General features: G+C 70.0%; 19 protein-coding genes and 2 tRNA genes. 17 read left to right on the top strand and 4 right to left on the bottom strand.

Annotated elements, in window-relative coordinates; genetic code table 11:
• Nucleotides 1–114 precede the first annotated feature (114 nt).
• A complete protein-coding gene (locus tag VH914_02420; GenBank protein HEX4490034.1) occupies nucleotides 115–1,296 on the top strand; it encodes a DEAD/DEAH box helicase in 1,182 nt (393 codons plus the stop codon).
• A gap of 6 nt (nucleotides 1,297–1,302) precedes the next feature.
• Here VH914_02420 and VH914_02415 read toward each other — a convergent pair whose 3' ends face one another.
• Complete coding sequence (locus VH914_02415) at nucleotides 1,303–2,676, bottom strand: D-alanyl-D-alanine carboxypeptidase (GenBank protein ID HEX4490033.1); 1,374 nt, start codon at nucleotides 2,674–2,676, stop codon at nucleotides 1,303–1,305.
• A gap of 56 nt (nucleotides 2,677–2,732) precedes the next feature.
• Between VH914_02415 and VH914_02410 the strand changes: the two genes are divergently transcribed.
• The 5 genes from VH914_02410 to VH914_02390 all read left to right on the top strand — a co-directional run bounded on the left by VH914_02410 (nucleotide 2,733) and on the right by VH914_02390 (nucleotide 10,334).
• On the top strand, nucleotides 2,733–3,926 hold the full coding sequence (locus tag VH914_02410; protein HEX4490032.1) for a pyridoxal phosphate-dependent aminotransferase: 1,194 nt from the start codon (nucleotides 2,733–2,735) through the stop codon (nucleotides 3,924–3,926).
• A gap of 24 nt (nucleotides 3,927–3,950) precedes the next feature.
• Entirely contained in the window at nucleotides 3,951–5,543 is a 1,593-nt protein-coding gene (gene serA, locus VH914_02405) for a phosphoglycerate dehydrogenase (protein HEX4490031.1), read from the top strand.
• A 219-nt stretch (nucleotides 5,544–5,762) separates the two neighbouring features.
• Nucleotides 5,763–7,820, top strand: a complete 2,058-nt coding sequence (locus VH914_02400; protein HEX4490030.1) for a chitobiase/beta-hexosaminidase C-terminal domain-containing protein — start codon at nucleotides 5,763–5,765, stop codon at nucleotides 7,818–7,820.
• Nucleotides 7,821–8,071: 251 nt separating this feature from the next.
• On the top strand, nucleotides 8,072–9,622 hold the full coding sequence (locus VH914_02395) for a 2-isopropylmalate synthase (GenBank protein HEX4490029.1): 1,551 nt from the start codon (nucleotides 8,072–8,074) through the stop codon (nucleotides 9,620–9,622).
• A 67-nt stretch (nucleotides 9,623–9,689) separates the two neighbouring features.
• Entirely contained in the window at nucleotides 9,690–10,334 is a 645-nt protein-coding gene (locus tag VH914_02390) for a class I SAM-dependent methyltransferase (GenBank protein HEX4490028.1), read from the top strand.
• Between the two features lie 108 nt (nucleotides 10,335–10,442).
• Here VH914_02390 and leuD read toward each other — a convergent pair whose 3' ends face one another.
• Together leuD and leuC are read right to left on the bottom strand one after the other, a co-directional pair.
• Nucleotides 10,443–11,039 carry a 3-isopropylmalate dehydratase small subunit gene (gene leuD, locus VH914_02385; GenBank protein HEX4490027.1) on the bottom strand — a complete coding sequence of 199 codons (597 nt, stop codon included), beginning with the start codon at nucleotides 11,037–11,039 and terminating at the stop codon, nucleotides 10,443–10,445.
• Nucleotides 11,039–12,442: a 3-isopropylmalate dehydratase large subunit gene (gene leuC / locus VH914_02380; protein HEX4490026.1), complete on the bottom strand. Its 1,404-nt coding sequence runs from the start codon at nucleotides 12,440–12,442 to the stop codon at nucleotides 11,039–11,041. Before leuC ends, leuD begins: the two co-directional genes overlap by 1 nt.
• Before the next feature lie 45 nt (nucleotides 12,443–12,487).
• Here leuC and VH914_02375 point away from each other — a divergent pair, with 45 nt between their 5' ends.
• Nucleotides 12,488–13,213: an IclR family transcriptional regulator gene (locus VH914_02375; protein HEX4490025.1), complete on the top strand. Its 726-nt coding sequence runs from the start codon at nucleotides 12,488–12,490 to the stop codon at nucleotides 13,211–13,213.
• Nucleotides 13,214–13,264: 51 nt separating this feature from the next.
• Nucleotides 13,265–13,771 (top strand): helix-turn-helix domain-containing protein, encoded by a 507-nt coding sequence (locus VH914_02370; GenBank protein ID HEX4490024.1) that lies wholly within the window; start codon nucleotides 13,265–13,267, stop codon nucleotides 13,769–13,771.
• A gap of 178 nt (nucleotides 13,772–13,949) precedes the next feature.
• Here VH914_02370 and greA read toward each other — a convergent pair whose 3' ends face one another.
• Entirely contained in the window at nucleotides 13,950–14,417 is a 468-nt protein-coding gene (gene greA / locus VH914_02365) for a transcription elongation factor GreA (protein HEX4490023.1), read from the bottom strand.
• Between the two features lie 233 nt (nucleotides 14,418–14,650).
• Between greA and VH914_02360 the strand changes: the two genes are divergently transcribed.
• From VH914_02360 to VH914_02320, 9 genes are all read left to right on the top strand, one after another.
• Entirely contained in the window at nucleotides 14,651–15,640 is a 990-nt protein-coding gene (locus tag VH914_02360) for a 3-isopropylmalate dehydrogenase (protein ID HEX4490022.1), read from the top strand.
• Nucleotides 15,641–15,645: 5 nt separating this feature from the next.
• Nucleotides 15,646–16,566 (top strand): branched-chain amino acid transaminase, encoded by a 921-nt coding sequence (locus VH914_02355; GenBank protein HEX4490021.1) that lies wholly within the window; start codon nucleotides 15,646–15,648, stop codon nucleotides 16,564–16,566.
• A gap of 60 nt (nucleotides 16,567–16,626) precedes the next feature.
• Nucleotides 16,627–18,315, top strand: coding sequence for a citramalate synthase (cimA, locus tag VH914_02350; GenBank protein ID HEX4490020.1), 1,689 nt, complete (start codon nucleotides 16,627–16,629; stop codon nucleotides 18,313–18,315).
• Between the two features lie 94 nt (nucleotides 18,316–18,409).
• Nucleotides 18,410–18,970 carry a hypothetical protein gene (locus VH914_02345; protein HEX4490019.1) on the top strand — a complete coding sequence of 187 codons (561 nt, stop codon included), beginning with the start codon at nucleotides 18,410–18,412 and terminating at the stop codon, nucleotides 18,968–18,970.
• Between the two features lie 113 nt (nucleotides 18,971–19,083).
• Nucleotides 19,084–20,232 carry an acyl-CoA dehydrogenase family protein gene (locus VH914_02340; protein HEX4490018.1) on the top strand — a complete coding sequence of 383 codons (1,149 nt, stop codon included), beginning with the start codon at nucleotides 19,084–19,086 and terminating at the stop codon, nucleotides 20,230–20,232.
• An 81-nt stretch (nucleotides 20,233–20,313) separates the two neighbouring features.
• Complete coding sequence (locus VH914_02335; GenBank protein ID HEX4490017.1) at nucleotides 20,314–22,494, top strand: MMPL family transporter; 2,181 nt, start codon at nucleotides 20,314–20,316, stop codon at nucleotides 22,492–22,494.
• A 106-nt stretch (nucleotides 22,495–22,600) separates the two neighbouring features.
• Entirely contained in the window at nucleotides 22,601–24,019 is a 1,419-nt protein-coding gene (gene gltX / locus VH914_02330) for a glutamate--tRNA ligase (protein HEX4490016.1), read from the top strand.
• A gap of 48 nt (nucleotides 24,020–24,067) precedes the next feature.
• A tRNA-Gln gene (locus VH914_02325) sits at nucleotides 24,068–24,139 on the top strand.
• A gap of 33 nt (nucleotides 24,140–24,172) precedes the next feature.
• Nucleotides 24,173–24,248, top strand: a tRNA-Glu gene (locus VH914_02320).
• The last annotated feature ends 169 nt before the right edge of the window (nucleotides 24,249–24,417 follow it).

The raw sequence follows: 24,417 nt of genomic DNA, 5'->3' as shown, positions 1-24,417 counted from the left end.
CCTCATTCGTTTCGCTCTCACGACGCGCGTTCGTCAGGGACCGGGCCGCCTGTAGGCGTGACCCATCACCACCGGAGCCGGTGGTGTCCCCGTCCCACGAACGAAAGCGACACCGTGACCCCGACTGGATTCGAGGCGCTCGGCGTCTCCGCCGACCTCACCGCGGCCCTGCACGCCGACGGCATCACCGAACCCTTTCCGATTCAGGCCCTCACGATCCGTGATGCGCTCGCCGGCCGCGACATCTGCGGCAAGGCGAAGACCGGGTCGGGCAAGACCCTCGCCTTCGGCATCCCGCTGATCGAGCGCGTGGGCACGGCTCGACCGAAGTACCCGAAGGCCCTCGTCCTCCTGCCGACCCGTGAGCTCGCGAACCAGGTGAGCTCGGTGCTCGAGCCTCTCGCCAAGGTGCGCGACCGCAGCGTCGTCGCCGTCTACGGCGGCGTGTCGATGGACCGCCAGATCCGTGCGCTGCAGCGCGGTGTCGACATCGTGATCGGCACGCCGGGTCGTCTCATCGACCTCATGGAGCGGGGCGAGATGTTCCTCGGCGACGTCGAGGCGCTCGTGCTCGACGAGGCCGACCGCATGGTCGACATGGGCTTCCTGCCCCAGGTGCAGAAGCTCCTCTACAAGATCGAGTCCGACCACCAGACGATGCTCTTCTCGGCGACGCTCGACGGTGCGATCGACCGCATCGTCCGTCGCTACCTCAAGGACCCGGTCGCGCACGAGGTCGTGTCGGAGGAGCTCACCGTCGAGCAGATGGCCCACGCGTTCCTGCTCGTGCACGAGATGGACAAGACGAAGGTCGTCGCGACGATCGTGCGCAACAACGACCGCACGCTGATCTTCACGCGCACCAAGCGCGGCGCGGACCGGCTGGTGCGGAACCTGGAGCGCGAGAAGATCGGTTGTGCCGCGATCCACGGCGACCTGCGCCAGGGCACCCGGGAGAAGGCGCTCGCCGACTTCACGAAGGGCAAGGTGCAGGCACTCGTCGCGACCGACGTCGCGGCGCGCGGCCTCGACATCGACGCCGTCGACGTGGTCGTGCACTACGACCTGCCCGAGGATCACAAGGCGTACCTCCACCGCTCCGGTCGCACGGCCCGCGCCGGCGCCACCGGCGTCGCGGTGTCGCTGTCGATGTGGAACGAGGAGAACTCGGTCCGCGTGCTGCAGAAGCGGCTCGGCCTCGCGCAGCCGATCATCGAGGTCTTCTCGAACGACGCCCGCCTCGCCGATCTGCCGACGCTTGCGTCCGAGGGTTCCGCCGAGCTCGTCTCGCCGTAGTCCGAGCTACCGCGTCCCGTAGGCGCGGCGGTCGGGATCCTCGCGTGTGATCTGCACGTGCGACTCGACCGGCTTCCCGACGCGCGTCCCGGTTCGATAGCGACCGTCGACGATCGGCAACGAGCCTCGTCGCATCATCTCGCGCGCTTCCCGGCGGCGCGCGAGGCGACGCGCACGGGCGCGACGAACCGCGCGCACCCGCAGGACATAGAGGAGCGCGAGCACGAGCAGGAGGACGACGATCACGATCGTCTTCCGCGACAAGCCGTGACCGGCCTTCTTCGCCGCGGTCGACGCCGCGCTCCCGAGTGGCGCGCCCACCGCGCCGTTCGCCGTCGTCGGATGGCCGCTGGTCGCGGTGGGCGCCGCGGTCGTCGTCGGCGTCGTCGGCGACGCCGACCCGAGGGCCGCACCCGCAGATCCTGTGGAACCCGTCGCGAGCTGCCGGAACCCGGTGAGCTGCGCGGACCGCTGTGCGTACGTGACGACGCGCACCGGCGGGAGACTGCCGTCGGTGCCGGGCGCCGCCGAGTGCGAGAAGCCCTGATCGAGCAGGTTCTCGGCCCAGCCGTACGCGTCGACGGTGTCGAGCACGACCGCGATCAGCGTGCGGCCGTTCCGGGTCGCGGTCGCGATGAGGGTGTGGCCGGCCTTGTTCGTGAAGCCGGTCTTGAACCCGTCGGCCCCCGCGTAGAGGTGCTCGCTCACCAGCTTGTTGTGGTTCGTGAGGTGGTGCTGGATCCCGCCGGGGCCGACGAACGAGAACTCCGGCGCCCCCGCGAGGTTCGCGAGCAGCGGAACCGAGAGCGCGTTCCGGGTCGAGATCGCGATGTCGTACGCGCTCATGACGGGCCCGCCGCCGTACGCGTTGCCGTCGTCGAGACCCGCGGGGTCGGCGAACGTGCTGTCGCGCAACCCGAGCTGCGTCGCGGTCGCGGTCTCGGCCTTCACGAAGTTCTGGACCGTGCCCGACGTCTGGAGCGCGATCGCCCACGCGGAGTCGTTCGCGGAGACGATGAGCAGGGACGCGAGCGCGTCGGTGAAGCTCCACGCCTGCCCGACCTGCATGTTGATCTTGCTCGCGGGTTGGTTCGCGGCCTGGGCCGTCACGTGGATCATCGCGTTCGGAGGCAGACGCTCGACGGCGGTGAGCGCGGTCATCACCTTCGTGGTGCTCGCGGGCGGCAACGCGACGTGCTCGTCGTGCTCCGAGAGGATCGCGCCCGAGATCGCGTCGGCGACGATCCACGCGTGGGGCGGCGGCGCGGTGACGGTCGCGGCATTCGCGTGGGTGACGCCGACGACCGGGCTCACCCCGAGGACGAGCGCGGCAAGGCAGCACGAGAACGCGGCCAGCCCCCGGCCGGCTCGAAGGGCCATCGGAACGAGGTTATCGGTGCCGGTCCGCCGAGCGGGTCGTGGCAGGATGGGCGCCGATGAGCCGGATCTCCCAGCGGATCGCCGCGATCAAGGAATCGGCGACGCTGGCGGTGGACGCCAAGGCCAAGGCATTGCAGGCCGCGGGTGAGGACGTCATCGGCTTCGGCGCCGGCGAACCCGACTTCCCGACGCCCGCGCACATCGTCGACGCGGCCGTCGCGGCGTGTCGTGATCCGCGCAACCACCGTTACACGCCGACGCCCGGCATCTCCGAGCTGCGCGAGGCGATCGCGCACAAGACGAAACGCGACTCCGGCTACGACGTCGCCGCGGGCCAGGTGCTCGTCACGAACGGCGGCAAGCACGCGGTGTACACGACGTTCCAGGTGCTCCTCGACCCGGGCGACGAGGTGCTGTGCCCCGCGCCGTACTGGACCACCTATCCCGAGGCGATCACGCTCGGCGGCGGCGTGCCCGTCGTCGTGCCGACCGGCGAGGCGCAGGGCTTCCGCGCCACGGTCGACCAGCTCGACGCCGCGTGCACCGATCGCACGAAGGCGCTGCTCTTCGTGTCGCCGAGCAACCCGACCGGCGCCGTCTACGCCCCCGAAGCGGTCGAGGCGATCGGCCGCTGGGCGCTCGACCGCGGCATCTGGGTGATCACCGACGAGATCTACGAGCACCTCACGTTCGGCGAACACCGGTTCTCGTCGCTGCCGACGATGGTGCCCGACCTCGCGGAGCGCTGCATCGTGCTCAACGGTGTCGCCAAGACGTACGCGATGACCGGTTGGCGGGTCGGCTGGATGATCTCGCCACCCGACGTCACCGCCGCCGCGATCAACTTCCAGTCGCACTCCACGTCGAATGTCTCGAACGTCGCGCAGCGCGCCGCGCTCGCCGCGGTTGCCGGCGACCTCGTCGCAGTGGGGGAGATGCGCGACGCGTTCGAGCGCCGGGGTCGCCTCATGCACTCCCTGCTACAGGGCATCGACGGCGTCCGCTGTCTCGAGCCCGAAGGCGCGTTCTACTGCTTCCCGTCCTTCGAGGCGCTGCTCGGACGCGAGATCGGCGGCCGCACGATCGCGTCGACCCTCGACCTCTGCGCGCTCCTGCTCGACACCGCGAAGGTCGCCATCGTTCCGGGCGAGGCGTTCGGTGCTCCCGGTTACGCCCGGCTTTCCTTCGCGCTCGGCGACGACGACCTCGGTGAAGGTCTGCGCCGGATCGCGACCGCGCTCGGGTCGTGAGAACCGAACGTTTGAGGAGACGGCGTGGCTGAATCCCGACGCGTGCTGATCGCCGAGCCCATCGCGGCGCGCGGCCTCGACCTGCTCCGCGAGGAAGGGCTCGTCGTCGACGAGCAGATCGGGCTGTCGAAGGACGAGCTCATCGCGGTGATGCCCGGTGTCGCCGCGCTCGTGATCCGGAGCGCGACGAAGGTCGACGCCGACCTGCTCGCGGCCGCGCCCGACCTCGTCGTCGTCGGTCGCGCGGGCATCGGTCTCGACAACGTCGACGTGGCCGAGGCGACGCGCCGCGGCGTGATGGTGGTGAACGCGCCGCAGTCGAACGTGCTCTCGGCCGCGGAGCACACGCTCGCGTTGCTGCTCGCGCAGGCGCGCAACGTGCCGCAAGCCCACGCCGATCTCGTCGCGGGCCGGTGGAACCGCAGTCGCTGGGAAGGCGTCGAGCTCAACGGCAAGACGCTCGGCATCGTGGGCCTCGGACGCGTCGGCGTGCTCGTCGCGCAGCGCGCGAGCGCCTTCGGCATGCGCCTCATCTCGTACGACCCGTTCGTGAGCGCCGATCGTGCGCGCCAGCTCGGGGTGCAGCTCGTCGCGTCGGTCGACGAGCTCGTCGCCGAAGCCGACTTCGTGACCGTGCACCTGCCGAAGACGGCCGAGACGATCGGCCTCATCAACGCCAAGGTGCTCGCCAAGGCGAAGCCGGGGCTGCGCATCGTCAACACCGCGCGCGGCGGCATCGTCGACGAGGCCGCGCTCGCCGACGCGGTGCGCGACGGTGTGATCGCGGGTGCCGGGCTCGACGTGTTCGCAACGGAGCCGACCACCGAGTCCCCGTTGTTCGAGCTGCCCTCCGTCGTCGTCACACCCCACCTCGGTGCGTCGACGGTCGAGGCGCAGGACAAGGCCGGCAACACGATCGCGGAGCAGGTCGTGCTCGCGCTCAACGGCGAGTTCGTGCCGTTCGCCGTGAACGTGAACGCGTCGGAAGCTGCGGAGACACTGCGGCCGTACCTGCCGCTGGCCGAACGTCTCGGCCGGCTCTTCACCGCGCTCGCGGGCGCCGCGCCCGAGACCGTCGACGTCAACTTCGAAGGTGCCATCGCCGACTACGACTGCCGCGTCCTCACGCTCTCGGTGTTGAAGGGTCTGCTCTCGCAGGTCGTCGACGAGCCGGTCACGTTCGTGAACGCGCCGCAGCTCGCGGAGGAGCGCGGCGTCACCGTGCGTACGACGAGCTCTGCGTCGGCGCGCGACTACGTGAACCTCGTCACCGTGCGCGGCATCGCCGACGGCCGTCCGACCCATGTTGCGGGCACGCTGTACGGAAAGTCCGACGCGCCGCGCATCGTCGGCTTCGACGAGCACATCGTCGACCTGCCGCCGTCGAGCCACATGCTGGTGGTGCGCAACGACGACGTGCCCGGTGTCATCGGCATGGTCGGCTCGGTCCTCGGTGCCGCGGGTGTGAACATCGAGGACATGGACGTCGGCCGCAGCGCGTCGGGCGCCGCGGCGATGATGGCGATCTCCACGAGCTCCGCCGTGCCGGCCGCCGTGATCGACGACCTTCGCTCGCGGCCCGGCATCTTCGACGCAAAGGCCATTGAATTGGGCTGATCTCTCTGGTCGCGCCCGCTCCGCTCGCGCTCCTCGACGCGGGACGGGAGGGAGCGAGGCCGCGTGCTCGCTCCGCTCACCGCTCCGAGCTTTCGTATCGCTTGCGCAGCCTTTCGCCTCGGTTTCATTGGGTTTTTCCGCACGCTGTGCGGCGCGCGCGCACTCATACACTCCGGCCGGTTCGGCGCCCTCCGCGGCGAACACGATCCGGGGGTGGGCATGCGCGCGTCGGCACGCAGCTTCGGTCTTGTGGGTGTGTTCGCGTTGATCGCGACGCTCGGTGTACCGCGCGTCGCGTACGGCGCGACCGCGCCGGGAAGCCCGCGCAACCTTGCGGTCGTCGTGAACGCGGTCGATCGCGGGAGCGGCAACGCGTCGATGACCGTGTCGTTCGACGCTGCGAACACGGGCGGGCCGACCGATCACTACGAAATCGCGGAGTGCGCGATCCCCGGTGGCAGCCTGACCTGTCCCGGATCCTTCGCGAACCTGCCGGACGTGCCCGCGGGTCCGTCGCACGTCGTGATCCCGAACGTTCCCTGCCCGGACGCGACGGCGACGTGCGTGATCCGCATTCGCGGCGTCGACAGCACCGACACGATGTTCAGCGGCTTCAAGACCGCGCAGCCGTCGCCGTGGGCGCCCTACGCCGTGACCGCGAGCCAGGGCCCCGCCGCGGGCCAGGTGACGTTGCAGTTCCAGGGTCCGAGCGAGTCGGGCGTCGCCGGCCCCGGCAGTCGCCACTACGTCGCGTTCGTGTGCACCGCGAGCTGCGGCAGCGACGCGGGCTGGTCCGACTCGGGCCTCGTGATCCCGTATCCACCTGCGGGCACCGGTCCGTTCTCGTCGCCGGCGTACAACTGCGGTGCGAACGTGACGTGCCAGTTCCGCATGCAGTTCGTCGACGCCGCCGGCGCCATCAGCACGCTGTCGGGGCCGGTCGTCACGGCGTCGGGTCCCGTGCTCACGATCGACCAGCCCGCACCCGGTGCCGTGACGAACGACCCGACCGTCGCGGGCACGTGCTCCGTCGGCGACGGGACCGTGACCGCGACCGTGAACCCCGGCGCGAACGTGTTCACCTCGCCGTGCAGCGGCGGCGGAACCTGGTCGGTGTCGATCGCGTCGCTGGCCGACGCCGTGTACACCGTGAGCGCGACGCAGGCGGCCTCGCCCCTGACGGCCGGACCCGTCTCGTTCACGTACGACACCACGCCGCCGGCGACGACCGACAACACCGCGGCGGTCGCGGGCTGGCATCAAGGCGCGGTGACGGTGACGTTGTCGCCGAGCGACAACCTGTCGGGCGTCGCCGCGACCCACTACACGACCGACGGCTCGACGCCGACGACCGGCTCGGCGAGCGGCACGAACGTCAACCTGAGTGCCGACGGCGTCTACACGATCAAGTACTTCTCGGTCGACAACGCGGGCAACGCCGAGGCCGTCAAGACCGCGAGCACGCCGGTCATGATCGACCAGACCGCGCCCGTCGTGTCGTTCACGCCCGCGAGCGGAACGTTCGTCGGACCGGACCGATGGGCCGTGCAGTGCGCGACGGTCGGCGTGTGCGGCACGGTGAGCGACGCGACATCCGGTGTCGCGACGATCGGACCCGCGACCGTGCGGCGTTCGAGCGACGGGTTCTATTGGAACGGCACCGCGTTCAAGGTAACGGTCGCGAATGCGCCGCTCACGCGCTCGGGCAACTCGTGGAGCGTCGCGCTCGCGTCCTCGAAGTTGAACGACGGCGTCTCGTACACCGTGGCCGTGTCGTCGACCGACGTCGCCGGAAACTCGGTGACGTCGTCGGCGACATTCACGTACGACAAGACGAAGCCGGCGCCGACGAGCATCGCGACCGCGAACAACGACGGGACGATCGCGGTCGGCGACACGTTCGCGGTGACGTTCTCGGAACCGATCGATCCCGCGTCGGTCCCCAGCACGACGACGCTCACGATGACGCGCACGGGAAGTCAGAAGACGAAGTACGAGATCACCGGAGTGACGAGCGGCGCGCTCGCGACGAACGCGACCGGCTACGTCACCTCGGCGTCGGGGACACGCACGATCACGTACAACGCATCGGTTGCGGTGAGCGGCAGCACCGTGACGGTCACGGTCACGAGTGGGTGCACGAGTGGATGCGCGTTCGTCGCGACCGGTCCGTCGGCGGGCAGCATCAACTACAAGGCCCCCGCGACGATCGCGGACCTCGCGGGGAACGCGTCCGCGGCCACCGGCATCAACAGCGCCACGGTCGTCATGTTCTGAGGAGCGCTCTGCGGCTCGTCGTCCCGGCGGTGTTTGACCGACCCGCCGGGAACGGGCACACTGTCCGGGCTATGCGTGACGTCTTCGGCACCTACTTTCTGACCGACGGACTCCTCCTTACGTAGCCGCGAGCGCCTCCCGGTGCTCGCAGACGCCTCCCGCGCCTCCCGGCCGGGGGGCTTTTTCGTGCCCCGGGATCGTGCAATCGGCCCGAATGCCGAATGAGAACCCGACCCCCCTTGGAGGGCGAGATGGACCAGGTACGGATCTTCGACACGACGCTGCGGGACGGCGAGCAGTCGCCCGGCATCTCCCTCGACGTCGTCGAGAAGCTCGAGATCGCGGAGCAGCTCGCGCGCCTGGGCGTCGACGTCATCGAGGCGGGGTTCCCGATCGCGAGCGACGGCGACTTCGAGTCGGTCGAGGCGATCGCGAAGGCCGTGCGCGGTCCGATCATCACGGGTCTCTCGCGCACCGGCTTCAACGACGTCGATCGCGCGTGGGAAGCCGTGCGCCACGCGGCGAAGCCACGCATCCACATCTTCATCGCGACGTCCGCGATCCACATGGAGAAGAAGCTGCGGATGACGCCCGATCAGGTGAAGGCCGAGACGGCCGCCTCGATCGCGCGTGCGAAGGGTTACCTCGACGACGTCGAGTTCTCGCCCGAGGACGGTTCCCGATCCGACGTCGAGTTCATGTGCGAGGTGCTCCAGATCGCGGTCGACAACGGCGCGACGACCTTGAACATCCCCGACACCGTCGGCTTCGGTGTGCCCGAGGAGTACGGCAAGCTGATCCGCCACGTCATCGAGACCGTCAAGGGCGACTTCGTCGTGTCGACGCACTGTCACGACGACCTGGGTCTCGCGGTCGCGAACTCGCTCGCCGGTGTCGCGAGCGGCGCGCGTCAGGTGGAGTGCGCGATGAACGGACTGGGGGAGCGCGCCGGCAACGCCGCGCTCGAAGAGGTCGTCATGGCGATCAAGACGCGCGGCGACTACTTCGGTGGGCTGCACACCGGCGTCCAGACCGAAGAGCTCGCGCGTACGTCGCGCATGGTCTCCCGCCTCACCGGCTACCACGTGCAGTTCAACAAGGCGGTCGTCGGTCGCAACGCGTTCGCGCACGAATCGGGGATCCACCAGCACGGTGTGCTCACCGACCGTGAGACCTACGAGATCATCGACGCGTCGACCGTCGGTCAGGAAGCCGCTCAGATCGTCATGGGCAAGCACTCCGGCCGGCACGCGTTCTCCGACACGCTCAAGAAGATGGGTCTGCACCTGCAAGGCGACGCGCTGAACTCCGCGTTCGTGCGCTTCAAGGAGCTCGCCGACCGCAAGGTCGACATCACCGAGGCCGACCTCGAGGCGATCGTGGCCGAAGAGCTCGGCACCGGTGCCGTGCACCGCTTCTCGATCGCGGAGCTCGAGGTACACGGCGGCACTTCGGTGCCCGCGACCGCGCGCATCGTCCTCGCCGACACTTCGAACGGCAAGGTCGAGGCGACCGGCACGGGCAACGGCATGGTCGACGCCGCGATGAACGCAGTGTCGGAGGCCAGCGGCGTCCGGAGCGATCTGCGCGACTTCCAGGTGTCGTCGGTGACGAGCGGCGGTGACGCGCTCGGTGCGGTCGTCGTGCAGCTCGTGCACGACGGTCACAAGGCGACCGGCCGCGGCGTCGCGACCGACGTCGTCGAGGCCTCGGCGCGCGCCTACCTCAACGCGGTGAACAAGATCGTGCGGTTGCGGGAACGGGGTGCGCCGGCGGAGGACCGCGCGCACGACGGACCGTGATCATGGTCGCATCCGCATGCGCTTCGGCGTCGTGTCGCGCACTGATCACGCTCGTTGCGGCTGCTCCGTGACCGTCGTCAACCGCTGGACCGAGCCGGACTGGGCGAACGACTACCTCGAGCATCGCGACTCCCTTCCTCATCGGGAGGAGGGACACGCGGTCCTCGCGGAGATCGTCGCCGCGACCGCGCCGGTCACGCGGGTCCTCGACCTCGGAACCGGTGACGGCTTCACACTGGGTCGCGTGCTGCTCGCGCGGCCCGAGGCCACCGGTGTCGGCATGGACTTCTCGCCCGAGATGCTCGAGCGGGCGCGGGCCCGCTTCGGCGACGACGCGCGCGTCGAGATCGTCTCGCACGATCTCGAGCAGCCGCTGCCGCACGGGCTCGGCGAGTTCGATCTCGTCGTGTCGAGCTTTGCGATCCACCACTGCGCGCCGGCGCGTCAGCGCGAGCTGTACAGCGAGGTGCTCGCGTTGCTCGCGCCGGGCGGCCGCTTCGCGAACCTCGAGCACGTCGCGTCGCCGACGCCCGCGCTCCACGCCGCGTTCCTCGCCGAGCTCGGCATCACGCCCGAGGACGAGGATCCTGCGAACCAGCTCGTCGGGCTCGAGACTCAGCTCGGCTGCCTGCGCGACCTCGGCTTCGCGGAGGTCGAGTGCTTCTGGAAGTGGCGCGAGCTCGCGCTGCTCTCGGGCGTGCGGCCCGTCTGACGGGGCCTGCGCGGTTCCCCGCATGAGCGCGCGAGCGGAGCGAGCAGCGCGGCCTGGATCGAGGGTCGAGGCGTCAGGAGCCGCGAGCGAAGCGAGTGCGACGAGAAGTCACGGCGCGACCGACGGCGCCCACGATGGGCGGGTCGACTCGTAGGCCGTGATCTCGTCGGCGTGCGTGAGCGTGATGCCGATGTCGTCGAGACCTTCGAGTAGGCGGTGCTGCGTGAAGTCGTCGAGCGTGAACGGCTCGTCGATGCCGAGCGCGGGCGCGGCGAAGCGGCGCGCCTCGACGTCGACGACGAGCTCGATGCCGGGATCCTCGTCGAGCGCGGCCTGCAGGCGCTCGACGACCTCGGCCGGCAGCACGACCGGCACGAGCCCCATCTTCAGGCTGTTGTTGCGGAAGATGTCGCCGAAGCGCGGCGACACCACCGCGTCGAACCCGTAGTCCTGCAGCGCCCACACCGCGTGCTCGCGCGACGAGCCGACGCCGAAGTTCGGACCCGCGACGAGGACCGTCGCCCCGTCGTAGCGCGACTGGTTCAACACGAAGTCCGAGCCCTCGCGCCATTCGGAGAAGAGCCCCTCGCCGAAGCCGGTGCGCGACACGCGCTTCAGCCAGTCGCTCGGGATGATCTGGTCGGTGTCGACGTCGGAGCGCGTGAGCGGGATGCCCCGACCCGTGATGACTCGAACGGCTTTCATCAGATGGCTCCGAGGTCGTCGGGAGTCGCGAAGTGGCCGGCGATGGCAGTCGCCGCGGCGACGGCGGGGGACACGAGGTGGGTACGGCCGCCGCGACCCTGGCGCCCTTCGAAGTTGCGGTTCGAGGTCGACGCGCAGCGCTCGCCGGGCGCGAGCTTGTCGGGGTTCATCGCGAGACACATCGAGCAGCCGGGCTCGCGCCAATCGAACCCGGCGGCGCGGAACACCTCGTGCAGACCCTCGCGCTCGGCCTGCACCTTCACGGCCATCGAACCGGGGACGACGAGCGTGCGCACGCCTTGCTTCACGTGTCGGCCGTGCGCGACCGCGGCCGCGGCGCGCAGATCCTCGATACGCGAGTTGGTGCACGAGCCGATGAAGACGGTGTCGACCGCGATGTCGCGCATCGGCGTGCCCGCCTTCAACCCCATGTAGCCCAGCGCGCGCTGCGCAGCGTCGCGGGCGTCGGGATCGGCGAACGAGTCGGGCGAGGGGACGGCGTCGTCGATGGTGATCGTCTGTCCGGGGTTCGTACCCCACGACACGCCCGGTCGCAATGTCGCGGCGTCGAGCGAGACCGACGTGTCGAACGTCGCGTTGTTGTCGGTCTCGAGCCTGCGCCAGTCGTCGAGCGCGTGCTCCCACGCCGTGCCCTTCGGCGCGAACGGGCGACCCTCGAGGTACGCGAACGTCGTGTCGTCGGGAGCGATCAGGCCGGCGCGCGCGCCCGCCTCGATCGTCATGTTGCACACGGTCATGCGGCCTTCCATCGAGAGCGCGCGGATCGCGCCGCCGCGGTACTCGATGACGGAACCGATCCCGCCGCCGGTTCCGATGCGGGCGATGATCGCGAGGACGATGTCCTTCGCCGTCACGCCGGCCGGCACCACACCGTCGACGGTGACCTGCATCGTGCCCGGCTTGCTCTGCGGCAGCGTCTGCGTCGCGAGCACGTGCTCGACCTCGCTCGTGCCGATGCCGAACGCGAGGGCACCGAACGCGCCGTGCGTCGACGTGTGGCTGTCGCCGCACACGATCGTCATGCCCGGTTGCGTGAGTCCCTGCTCGGGCCCGATCACGTGCACGATGCCTTGGCCCGCGTCACCCATCGCGTAGAGACGGATGCCGAACTCGGCGGCGTTGCGCGCGAGCACGTCCATCTGCTCCGCGGAGATCGGATCCTCGAGCGGACGGTCGAGGCCGGTCGTGGGCACGTTGTGGTCCATGGTCGCGACCGTGAGGTCGGGGCGACGGACCGTGCGTCCGTTCATCCGCAGGCCGTCGAACGCCTGCGGCGACGTGACCTCGTGCACGAGGTGGAGATCGATGTAGAGGAGGTCGGGCTCGCCCGCGGCGCGGTGCACCACGTGGCGTTCCCAGAGCTTCTCGGAGAGGGTCGGCATGGGCGGGACCTCGGAGCTTGTCCACATTGTGGAATACTGATCTGTATGTTGGACAGCATAGACCGGCGAGCCGAGCCCGGTCCGACGACCGCGGTGCAGACGCTCGACCGCGCGGTGCAGCTGCTCGCGATCGTGGCCGACGAGGGACCGATCGGGGTCGCAGGGCTCGCGACCGCGACCGGGCTCACCCGCCCGACCGTCCACCGGCTCGTCGGCGCGCTCGAAGCCCACGGCCTCCTCGGACGCGACGGCGACGGCCGGCTCCGCCTCGGCGGCCGGCTCGTCGGTTGGGGGGCGCGGGCGGCGCGATCGCTCGTCCTCGCGCAGGACGCGGGCCCGATTCTCGACGGGCTCCTCGCCGAGACCGGCGAGAGCGCGCAGCTCTACGTGCGCGAGGGCGACCGGCGGGTGTGCGTCGCCTCGGCCGAGCGACCGAGTGGGCTGCGCGACACCGTGCCGCTCGGCGCGTCACTCCCGCTGACGGCGGGTTCGGGGGCGAAGGTCCTGCTCGCGTGGGGCGCCGACGCCGATCGCTTCCCGACCGTGCGCGCCGCGACGCTCGCGCAGGTCCGACAGCGCGGGTGGGCCGAGAGCGTCGGCGAGCGCGAGGCCGGGGTCGCGAGCGTGAGCGCACCCGTGCGCGACGAGGCCGGCTCGGTGGTCGCCGCGATCAGCGTGAGTGGACCGGTCGAACGGCTCGGCCGGCACCCCGGGCGGCGCCTCTCGGCGCCGGTGCTCGCCGCCGCGGCCGCGCTCGAACGGCCTCGGTAGCGTCACCCGGTCGAAACGGAGTGGAAACACACGGTCCTTACCGTGATCTCCATGGACGTCGAGATCCTGCGCTGGCCCGACGAATTCGAATACGTCGAGCGGCTCCGCACCGAGGGCGTGCCCCGGCTGCTCCTCCTCGACGGCGACACGCCGCCGCCCCCACCGACCGATTGTCTCGAGGACTGGGTCCGCCTGCCCGCAGCCGAGACCGACATCGCGGCGCGCACGTCGGCGCTGCGGCGCGGCGTCGAGCGGCACGGCGCGCGCCCGACGCTCGACGGCGACGGCATCATCCGCTTCCGCGAGCGCTGGGTCGGGCTGTCACCCGTCGAACGGTCGCTCGCGGGCGCGCTCGTCGAACGACTCGGCGCGGTCGTCGGCCGTGAGCCGCTGGCCCAGCGCGCGTGGCCCGGCGGTCTGCCGACGCGCAACGCGCTCGACGTGCACATGCTCCGGTTGCGACGGCGGCTCTCGCCGATCGGACTCGAGGTTCGCACCGTCCGCTCGCGCGGCTACGTGCTCCAGGCGATGACGATCAACGGCAACGGTGCGCATTGAGTCGAGCCCGCGCCCGGAGCGAACGTCGCCGCGACGAACGGAAACCGACGCGGGGCGTACCGCGACGACGTCGACTGCGAGCTCGCGCTTCAACCGCCGGTACATGACGGTCGCGAGAGCGTCGGCCCGCGGCTGCGGTATGCCGAGCGCCGCCGGTAGAGGCGGCGTCCACGCAGAGTCAGCCGGGTCGAACGCTGACGACCTCGACGGAGAGCTCACGCTTGGGGCCCTCGTACTTCACGGTCACGCCCGGCTTCGCGCCGAGGAGCGCCTGACCGAGCGGTGAGCTCGTCGACAGCACGTCGTAGACGTCGTGGCGCTCTTCGATCGATCCGACGAGATAGGTCTCGGTCGCGTCGTCACCTTCGTAGCGCAGCTCCACGAGCACACCGGCCGCGACGACCTCGCCGTTGCTCGTGTGCTCGACGATCACCGCGTCGCGCAGCAGCGCCTCGATCTGGCGGATGCGCGCCTCGTTGTGACCCTGCTCGTTCTTGGCCGCGTCGTAGTCGGCGTTCTCCTTGATGTCACCGTGTTCGCGAGCCTCTTCGATCCGATGCGAGATCTCGCGCCGACCGTGCGTCGTGCGCTCCTCGAGCTCCTGACTGAGGCGCTCGTGGGCATCGCGGGAGAGTGCTTGCTCCATCCGTCGAGGGTAGCGGCTGACTGCCGCGAAGCGGTCCTCGTGTCGGGGCTCGCGAGAACTCGGCGTGGCCTGACACCAGGACCGATACACTCGCCGGCAATGACTCACCGCTCCTTCGTCGTAGTCATTTCCTAGCGGGCGCCGGACCTCCGGCGTTCGCGGCGACCGTCCACCATTGGTGGGCGGTTTTTCGTTGTCTGAGCCGGTTGCAGCCGGCGGAAAGGACGCTCGTCGTGCACAGGGTCGCAGTCATCGGCGGCGACGGCATCGGGCCGGAAGTGACGGCCGAGGCATTGAAGGTCGTGCGCGCGGCCGGCGTCGCGCTCGACACGACGTCGTACGACCTCGGCGGCGCGCGCTACCTGCGGAGCGGCGAGGTGCTGTCCGACGCGGTGCTCGACGAGCTGCGCGGCTTCGACGCGATCCTGCTCGGCGCGGTCGGCACACCCGACGTTCCTCCCGGTGTCCTCGAGCGCGGGCTGTTGCTGAAGTTGCGCTTCGCGCTCGACCTCTTCGTGAACCTGCGCCCGTTCCGCGCCGGCAAGAGCGCGCTCAACGACGGTGTCGACTTCGCCGTCATCCGCGAGAACACCGAGGGCACGTACGCGGGCGAGGGCGGGTTCCTGCGCCAGGGCACGCCGCGCGAGATCGCGACGCAGGGCTCGGTGAACACGCGCTTCGGCGTCGAGCGTTGCGTGCGCTTCGCCTTCGACCTCGCGCGCTCGCGTGATCGCAAGCACCTCACGCTCGTGCACAAGACGAACGTGCTCACCTTCGCCGGAGATCTCTGGCAGCGCACCTTCGACGAGGTCGCATCCGAGTACTCCGACATCGCGACCGCGTACAACCACGTCGACGCGGCCTGCATCCACATGGTCGCCGACCCCGGTCGTTACGACGTGATCGTCACCGACAACCTGTTCGGCGACATCCTCACCGACCTCGCGGGCGCCGTCTCCGGTGGCATCGGGCGCGCGGCGTCGGCGAATCTCAACCCGGCGCGGACCGGTCCGTCGCTCTTCGAGCCGGTGCACGGCTCGGCGCCCGACATCGTGGGCACCGGGAAGGCCGACCCTCGGGCCGCGATCATCTGCGCGGCGATGATGCTCGAGTTCCTCGACGAGCCGGACTCCGCCGCAAGGGTACGGAAGGCCGTTGCGGCGTCCGAGGAGACAGCAGGCACGACGAGCGAGCTCGGCGACGACATCGCAGGAAGGGTGTAACGGTCATGCCAATTCAGAAGGTCGACCAGATCTGGATGGACGGCAAGCTCGTCGCGTGGGACGACGCCAAGATCCACGTGCTCACCCACACCCTGCACTACGGCTGCGGCGTGTTCGAGGGCATCCGCGCCTACGAGACCGACGACGGCGCCGCGGTGTTCCGCCTCACCGACCACATCGTGCGGCTCTTCGACTCCGCGAAGATCTTCATGATCGACATCCCGTTCACGGTCGAGCAGCTCGTCGAGGCCGTGAAGGACACGGTGCGCGTGAACAACATGCCCGCGTGCTACATCCGTCCGATCGTCTACTACGGCTACGGCGAGATGGGACTCAACACCATGCCGTGCCCGGTGAACGTCTCGATCGCGGTGTGGCCGTGGGGCGCGTACCTCGGCGACGAAGGCATGCAGCACGGCGTGAAGATGAAGATCTCGTCGTGGCAGCGCCACGGTCTCAACTCGATGCCGCCCGCGGCCAAGGGCACGGGCATGTACATCAACTCGTCGATGGCGAAGGTCGAGGCGCTGAAGGCCGGTTACGACGAGGCGATCCTGCTGTCGCCGCAGGGCTACGTGAGCGAGTGCACCGGCGAGAACATCTTCGTCGTGCGCAAGGGCACGCTGTTCACGCCGCCGGTCGCCGCGGGCGCGCTCGAGGGCATCACGCAGTCGTCGGTGATGACGATCGCACGCGACCTCGGCTTCGAGGTGCAGGTCGGCAACATCGCGCGCAGCGACCTCTATACCGCGCAGGAGGCGTTCCTCTCGGGTACCGCGGCGGAGATCGTGCCGATCCGCTCGGTCGACGACCGCGAGCTCGGCGAGCCCGGTCCGATCACGCGCGCGATCCAGGAGACGTACGGGCAAGCGGTCCGAGGCAAGCTCGACCGCTACAAGGACTGGCTCGAACATGTGCACGCATGACCTATCCGGCGTCGCCGTCGGTTTGCGACCGGGCGCCGAGCGGAGCGACGGAGGAGCGCAGTGAGCTCGCAGGAGCGACGAGCGCCCGCGGGCCGGGTATCCGGGCCGGCAGCGAGCGCGACCAAGAAGATCGAGGTCTACGACACGACGTTGCGCGACGGGTCGCAGCTCGAGGGGATCTCGCTCACCGTCGAGGACAAGCTGAAGATCGCGGAGCAGCTCGACTGGCTCGGCGTCGACTACATCGAGGCCGGCTATCCGGGCGCGAACCCGAAGGACGACGAGCTGTTCCGGCGCGTGCCGACCGAGCTGAAGCTGGCGACGAGCACGCTCGTCGCCTTCGGCTCGACCCGGCGCGTGAAGGGCAAGGTCGACGTCGACGACTCGTTGCGCAACCTCGTCGAGAGCGGGGTCGGCACCGCGTGCATCGTCGGGAAGTCGTGGGACTACCACGTGCTCGAGACGCTCAACACGACGCTCGACGAGGGCGTCGCGATGGTCGGCGAGTCGGTCGCGTTCCTGCGGGCGTCGGGCCTCGACGTGCTCTTCGACGCCGAGCACTTCTTCGACGGCTACTCGCGCACACCCGAGTTCGCGCTGCGCGTGCTCGAAGCGGCCGCGACCGCGGGCGCGATGCGGCTCGTGCTGTGCGACACCAACGGCGGCACGCTGCCGCACCAGGTGGAGCGCATCGTGCGCGAGGTCGTCGAGTACTTCGGCAACGACGTCGGCATCGCGGTGCACCTCCACGACGACGCGGGCACCGGTGTGGCCAACGCGATCGCGGGTGTGCTCGGCGGCGCGATGCAGGTGCAGGGCACGATCAACGGCTACGGCGAGCGCACGGGGAACTGCAACCTCACGACGATCATCCCCGACCTCACGCTGAAGATGGGTTACGAGACGATCCCGCGCGAGAACCTCGAACGGCTCACCGCGGTCGCGCACCACGTCGCCGAGCTCGTCAACATGCCGCTCAACCCGCAGGCCGCGTTCGTCGGTCACTCCGCGTTCGCGCACAAGGCGGGTCTGCACACCAGCGCGATCGCGAGACGACCCGACGCGTACGAGCACGTTCCGCCCGAGATCGTCGGCAACGGCACGCGCTTCGTCGTCTCGGAGCTCGCGGGAAAGTCGACGCTCGGGCTCAAGGCACGTGAGCTCGGCCTCGAGCTCGACGGCCCGCAGCTCAACGATGTCGTCGAGACGCTCAAGCGACTCGAGCACGAGGGCTATCACTTCGAGGTCGCCGACGGCTCGCTCGAGCTGTTGCTGCGGCGGGCGACGGGTTGGAAACCCGACTGGTTCACGATCGAGACGTGGCGGGTCGAGACGCGCGAAGGCCGCGCGCCGTGGGATTCCGCGAACCCGACCGATCGCGACGCGATCGAGGTGTTCACCGAGGCGACGATCAAGGTGCACATCGGCGACCAGCGCAACATCGCGACGGCCGAGGGCAACGGTCCGGTCAACGCGCTCGACGCCGCGCTGCGGCTCGCGTTGAACGGCGCGCTGCCCGCGCTCGAGCACGTGCGGCTCACCGACTACAAGGTGCGCATCCTCGACACGACGAAGGGCACGGGCGCGGTCACGCGCGTGCTCATCGACTCGACCAACGGCACCAAGACCTGGACGACGATCGGCGTCAACGAGAACATCATCGAGGCGTCGTGGCAGGCGCTGCTCGACTCGATCGTCTACGGCCTCCTCCTCTCGGATCTGTCGAGCTCGCAGGCTCGCCCGACCTGACGCGCGACGGGAGCGGGGCGAGGTCGCGTGCTCGCTCCGCTCGCCGCTCGACCGCTTGCCTCGGGCGCGGCGGGGTCCAAGTAGCCTCGCCGCCGTGCCGACCGATCCCTTCGTCGCCCCCGATCTCGACGACCGTCCGCGCCAGCAGCAGAACCTGCCGCCGGGGCTCGGCTACCCGCCGGCCCGAGGCTGGCGCCCGACGCGTCCGGGCGATCGGACCGCGATGGAGATCGGCACCGCCACGCCCGAGGGCGCGCTGCGGGGCCGCCCGGGGCCGAACGTCGGCTACGCCTACACGCTCGCCGGTCGGGTCCGCGAACGCTTCCAGCTCGCGCCGCACGAACACTCGGAAGACGCGGTGAGCGTGGTGGCCGAGGTCGCGATGAAGCGGGCTGCGGCGTTCGGCCGGGCACCGGTGATGCCCGACGTCGAGCTCGCGATCCAGATCCTCGGCTACGACGGCACCGCCGACTCGGGCTTCGGGTCATGGCGGACGCGATCCGTTCACGACGCCGCGCACCACTATCCCGTGCGCCGCGCCCTCGTCGACCTGGTGCCCGACTCGCTCCTGCGCGCGGGCCCCTCGACCGACCGTGCGCCGGAGATCGCGGCCTGGCAGCAGACGGTCAAGTCGATCGACGCCGCCGCACACTGATCTCAGGCACGCGCCTGGCCTCTGAATGTCGCGTGGTGCGACATCCGGATGCCAGAGGCGGGCACGGGCGGCGGTACCGTTTGCTGACGCGGGTGTCAGCAAACGGGGGATCGATGAGCGGCGCGCCGTTCGTGCTGCCGGACGAGTACGAGGAGCTGCGGGCGTCGGTCCGGCGCCTCGCGGAGGACGCGATCGCGCCCCACGCGGCCGAGTGCGACGATCGCGAGCAGTACCCGTGGGAGTCGTGGCACGCGTGGCGCGACGCGGGGTTTCCCGGCCTCCCGTTCCCCGAGGAGTACGGCGGCCAGGGCGGCGGCATCCTCGCCCACGCGATCGCAGTCGAAGAGGTCGCGCGCGTCTGCGCGTCGTCGTCGCTCTTCACCTTCATCTCGAAGCTCGGCATGACCGCGCTGCTCGACAACGGCTCGAAGGAGCTCAAGTCGAAGTACCTGCCGCGCGTCGCGTCGGGTGAGTGTCAGGCGAGCTATTGCCTCTCGGAGGCGGGCGCGGGCAGCGACGTCTCCGGCATGACGACCCGCGCGGTGCGCGACGGCGACCACTACGTGCTGAACGGCCGCAAGATGTGGATCACGAACGCCGGCGTCTCCGACTTCTACACGGTCTTCGCGAAGACGAGCCCCGACGCCGGTCACCGCGGGATCAGCGCGTTCGTCGTCGAGAAGACCTTCGCCGGGTTCTCCATCGGCAAGCTCGAGCGCAAGCTCGGCGTGCGCGGCTCACCGACCGGAGAGGTCGTGCTCGACGACTGCGCGGTGCCGGCCGAGAACCTCATCGGCGACGAGAACCGCGGCTTCTACTACGCGATGGGCGCGCTCGACCGTTCCCGTCCGCTCGTCGGCGCGCAGGCGCTCGGCATCGCGACGGGCGCGCTCGAGCTCGCGGTGCAGTACGTGGGCGAGCGCCGGCAGTTCGACCAACGCATCGCCGACTTCCAAGGTGTCCAGTTCATGCTCGCCGACCTCGGCGCGCACGTCGACGCCGCGCGCCTCCTCGTGTACCGCGCCTGCGCGGGCCTCGATCACGGATTGCCCGACACCGCGCGCACGTCGGCGACTGCGAAGCTCTTCGCGTCCGACACCGCGATGCGGGTCACGACCGACTGTGTGCAGCTCCTCGGTGGGGCGGGCTACACGAAGGACTTCGCGGCCGAGCGGATGATGCGCGACGCCAAGATCACCCAGATCTACGAAGGCACGAACCAGATCCAGCGGGTCGTCATCGCCAAGCACCTGCTGGGCTGAGTTGCACGCGGCGGGGCGACCTGCCGATATGACTGCAATCCCCGGGTCGCCGGCCGACCCTCGACGCGAAGGAACTTTCTGATGCTGCGGAACCTCGCGCGCTGGTGCTACGGACACCGTCGCGTGGTCCTCGCGATCTGGCTCCTCGTGCTCGTCGCGTGCATCGTGCTCAGCAAGACCGTCGGCAGCGCGTACTCCGAGAGCCTGCGCCTGCCGGGCACCGAGTCGCAGAAGGCCGCGGATCTCCTCGACGCCGACTTCCGCTCGCGGTCGGGTGACTCCGGACAGCTCGTCTTCGCCGCGACCAACGTGCGGAGCGCCGACGTCCGCAGTCGCGTCGGCGCGCTCGTCGCGCAGATCGAGAAGGTGCCGGGCATCGTCGACGTCGAGTCGCCGTACACGGCCGCGGGCGCGCGCCAGATCTCGAACGACGGCACCGTCGCCTACGCGACGATCGACTTCGCCCTCAGCTCGGATCAGATCCATCAACTCACGACGGATCGCATCGTGCACGACACCGAAGCCGCGCGCGCACCGGACCTCCGCTTCGAGCTCGGCGGGCAGATGTTCGAGACCGGCGGGGTGCCGAGCGGCACCGCCGCGATCGGACTCCTGGCCGCGGCCGTGATCCTGCTCCTCACGTTCGGTTCGATGCTCGCGATGGGGCTGCCGATCACGATCGCGCTCTTCGGCGTCGGCACCGGGCTGTCGCTCGTCGCGGTGCTCTCGCGGGTGCTGTCGACGCCGGACTTCACGAGCGAGCTCGCGTCGATGATCGGGATCGGCGTCGGGATCGACTACGCGCTGTTCATCGTCACGCGCTTCCGTCAGGGCATGCACGACGGGCTCGAGCCCGAGCCCGCGGTCGTGCTCGCGATCGACACCGCGGGACGCGCGGTCCTCTTCGCGGGGGTCACGGTCGTGATCTCGCTCTTCGGCCTGTTCCTCATGGGCGTGGAGTTCGTGCGCGGCCTCGCGGTCGGCGCGTCACTCACGGTCGCGCTCGTGATGTTCGCGTCGGTCACGTTGTTGCCTGCGCTGCTCGGCTTCGCAGGGCACGCGATCGACAAGTTCAGCGTTCCCGGCCGGCGCCGACGCGAGAACGCGCACCGGAAGAGCATGTGGTTCACGTGGAGCCGCATCGTCCAGCGGCGACCGTGGCCGGCGGCGATCGGCGGGCTCGCCGTGCTCGTGATCCTCGCGGTGCCGCTGCTCGGCATGCACCTCGGCTTCAACGACGCGGGCAACGATGCCAAGTCGACGACGACGCGCCAGGCCTACGACCTCCTCGCGCACGGATTCGGTCCCGGCTTCAACGGTCCGCTCATCCTCGCCGCGAAGCTCGAGCCGCGCGGCAACGTCGCCGACCTCGCGCCGCTCGTGAGCGCGCTGCAACACACGCCGGGTGTGAAGACGACGAGTCCCGCGGTGCCGAGCCCGAGCGGCGAGGCCGCGGTGATTCAGGTGATCCCGTCGTCGTCACCGCAGAGCCAGCAGACCGTCTCGCTCATCCACGATCTCCGCAAGAACGTGATCCCCGACGCGCTCGGCACCTCGGCCGATCAGGTGTACGTCGGCGGCTTCACGGCGTCGGGCGTCGACGTCTCCGACCAATTCTCGAAGCGGCTCCCGCTGTTCATCGGCGCGGTGCTGCTGCTCAGCTTCCTGCTGCTGCTCGCGGTGTTCCGCTCGCTGCTCGTGCCGCTCAAGGCGGTGGTGATGAACCTGCTGTCGATCGGCGCGTCCTACGGCGTTGTCGTGACGGTGTTCCAGCACGGCCACTTCGGCAGCCTCATCGGCTCGAACGGCACCGGACCGATCGCACCGTTCATCCCCATGATGCTGTTCGCGATCGTGTTCGGGCTGTCGATGGACTACGAGGTGTTCCTGCTCTCGCGCATCCGTGAGGAGTACGACCGCACCGGCGACAACGCGCTCGCCGTCGCCGACGGGCTCGCCGCGACCGCCCGTGTGATCACCGCGGCCGCGCTCATCATGATCACGGTGTTCGCGAGCTTCATCTTCGGCGACCTGCAGATCGTGAAGCTGTTCGGCCTCGGGCTCGCGTTCGCGATCTTCATCGATGCGAGCGTCGTGCGGATGGTCCTCGTGCCGGCGACGATGGAGCTGCTCGGCTCGGCGAACTGGTGGTTCCCGAAGTGGCTCGACCGGATCGTGCCCCGTCTGCACGTCGAGGCCGTCGTCGACGTCGACGCCGAGCTCGCCGAGCTGCTCGACGAGCAAGAAGCCACTCGTTCGTAGACTCCCGCCTCATGACATCGTTCCCGCAGGAACGGGCGGGTCGCTTTGCGGGCCGCCCGACTCGCAGGCTGAGGCGTCAGGAGCGGCGAGCGGAGCGAGTGCGACCATGAGCAGAGTTCGTTTTTCTCCCGCGCCCACCGGCAACATGCACATCGGGAACGCGCGGACCGCGCTGTTCAACTGGCTCTACGCGCGCCACACCGGCGGCACGTTCATCCTCCGCATCGAGGACACCGACGTGGTGCGCTCCACGAGCGAGGCGGTCGAACAGATCCAGGTCGTGCTGCGTTTCCTCGGGCTCGACTGGGACGAGGGCCCGATCCTCCAGAGCTCGCGCTTCGACCGCTACCTCGAGGCCGCGCAGCGGCTCCGTGACCAGGGCGACGCCTACGAGTGCTTCTGCACCGAGGACGAGATCAAGGCCCGCAACGAGGCCGCGCGCACCGAGGGCCGCACGCCCGGCTACGACGGACGCTGCCGCAACCTCACCGACGCGGAGCGCGCCGCGTCCGTCGCCGAGGGTCGCGCCGCGTCGATCCGCTTCCGCACGCCCGACGACGGCCGCAGCGAGTTCACCGACATCGTCCGCGGTGACGTGTCGGTCGCGTGGTCGACGGTGAGCGACTTCGTGATCGTGCGGTCGAACGGCACGCCCGTCTTCTTCCTCGCCAACGCGGTCGACGACCTCGACATGGAGATCACGCACGTACTGCGCGGCGAGGATCTGATCGACTCGACGCACCGCGTGCTCGCGCTGCGGCGCGCGCTCGGCGGGAGTGAGCCTCCGCAGTACGCGCACCTGCCGCTCATCATGGGGCCCGGCGGCGGGAAGCTGTCGAAGCGGCACGGCGCGGTGTCGGTCGAGGAGTATCGCGACGCCGGGTTCGTGCCCGCGGCGATCGTGAACTACCTCGCGCTGCTGGGTTGGGCGCCCACCGACGATCGCGAGGTCTTGTCGCTCGCGGAGCTCGTCGACGCGTTCGCGCTCGAGCGCGTGCACCAGGCTGCGGCGACGTTCGATGCCCAAAAGCTGGAATGGCTGAGCGGCGAGCACATCCGCGCGATGGCGCTGCCGGATCTCGTGGCCGCGGTGCTGCCGTTCGCGCGCGAGCGGTACGGCGCGCGGCTCGACGTGCGCGTGTTCGAAGCCGCGGTCGCGCTCGGACAGGTGCGCGCGACGACGTTCGTGCAGATCGCGGAGCAGGCCGAGTTCCTCTTCACGCCCGACGACGAGCTCGCGATCGACGACGCGTCGTGGGAGAAGGTGCAGAAGATCGACAAGGGCGTCGAGGTGCTCGACGCGACGATCGCGCACGTCGAGTCGTGCGACTGGACGCTGGAGGGCGTCGAGCTCAAGGACGCGATCGAGGCGCTCGGTGTGAAGGCGCGCAAGGTGATGGCCGCGGTGTACGCGGCGATCGAGGGCCGCGCCGCGGGGCTGCCCGTGTACGACTCGATCCTGCTGCTCGGGAGGGAGTCGGCCCTGCGTCGCCTGCGCGCGGCCCGGCACCGGCTCGCCGCGTAGCGACTCGCTATGCTGTTCCGGCTCCCGCCGGTGGCGGGAGCGACCCTTTCGGGGGTGGTGTAATCGGCAACACGGCAGGTTCTGGCCCTGTTGTTGGAGGTTCGAGTCCTCCCCCCCGAGCTGCCGGATCGCCAGACCCGGCCCGAAGGTCCCGGCCCCGTCGTCTAGCGGCCCAGGACGCCGCCCTCTCAAGGCGGAAGCGGCGGTTCGAATCCGCTCGGGGCTGCCACTCCGGAGCCCGGGTACCGAGCCCGGGCTCCCACGGAGCGTGAACGTCGACCCGACGTTCGGTGGCTCGATCACTCGGCCGCGCGTGCAGCTCGTCGTCGCGTTCGGGCACCGGATCGCGCGCGCCGAAGGACGCGTGAGCGCGCGTGATCGCGCGTGCGAACCGCGCG

Source organism: Acidimicrobiia bacterium (assembly GCA_036271555.1).
Classification (GTDB): domain Bacteria; phylum Actinomycetota; class Acidimicrobiia; order IMCC26256; family PALSA-610; genus DATBAK01.
Note: the sequence above shows the minus strand (reverse complement) of the source record. Positions and strands in the feature narration are given on the sequence as shown.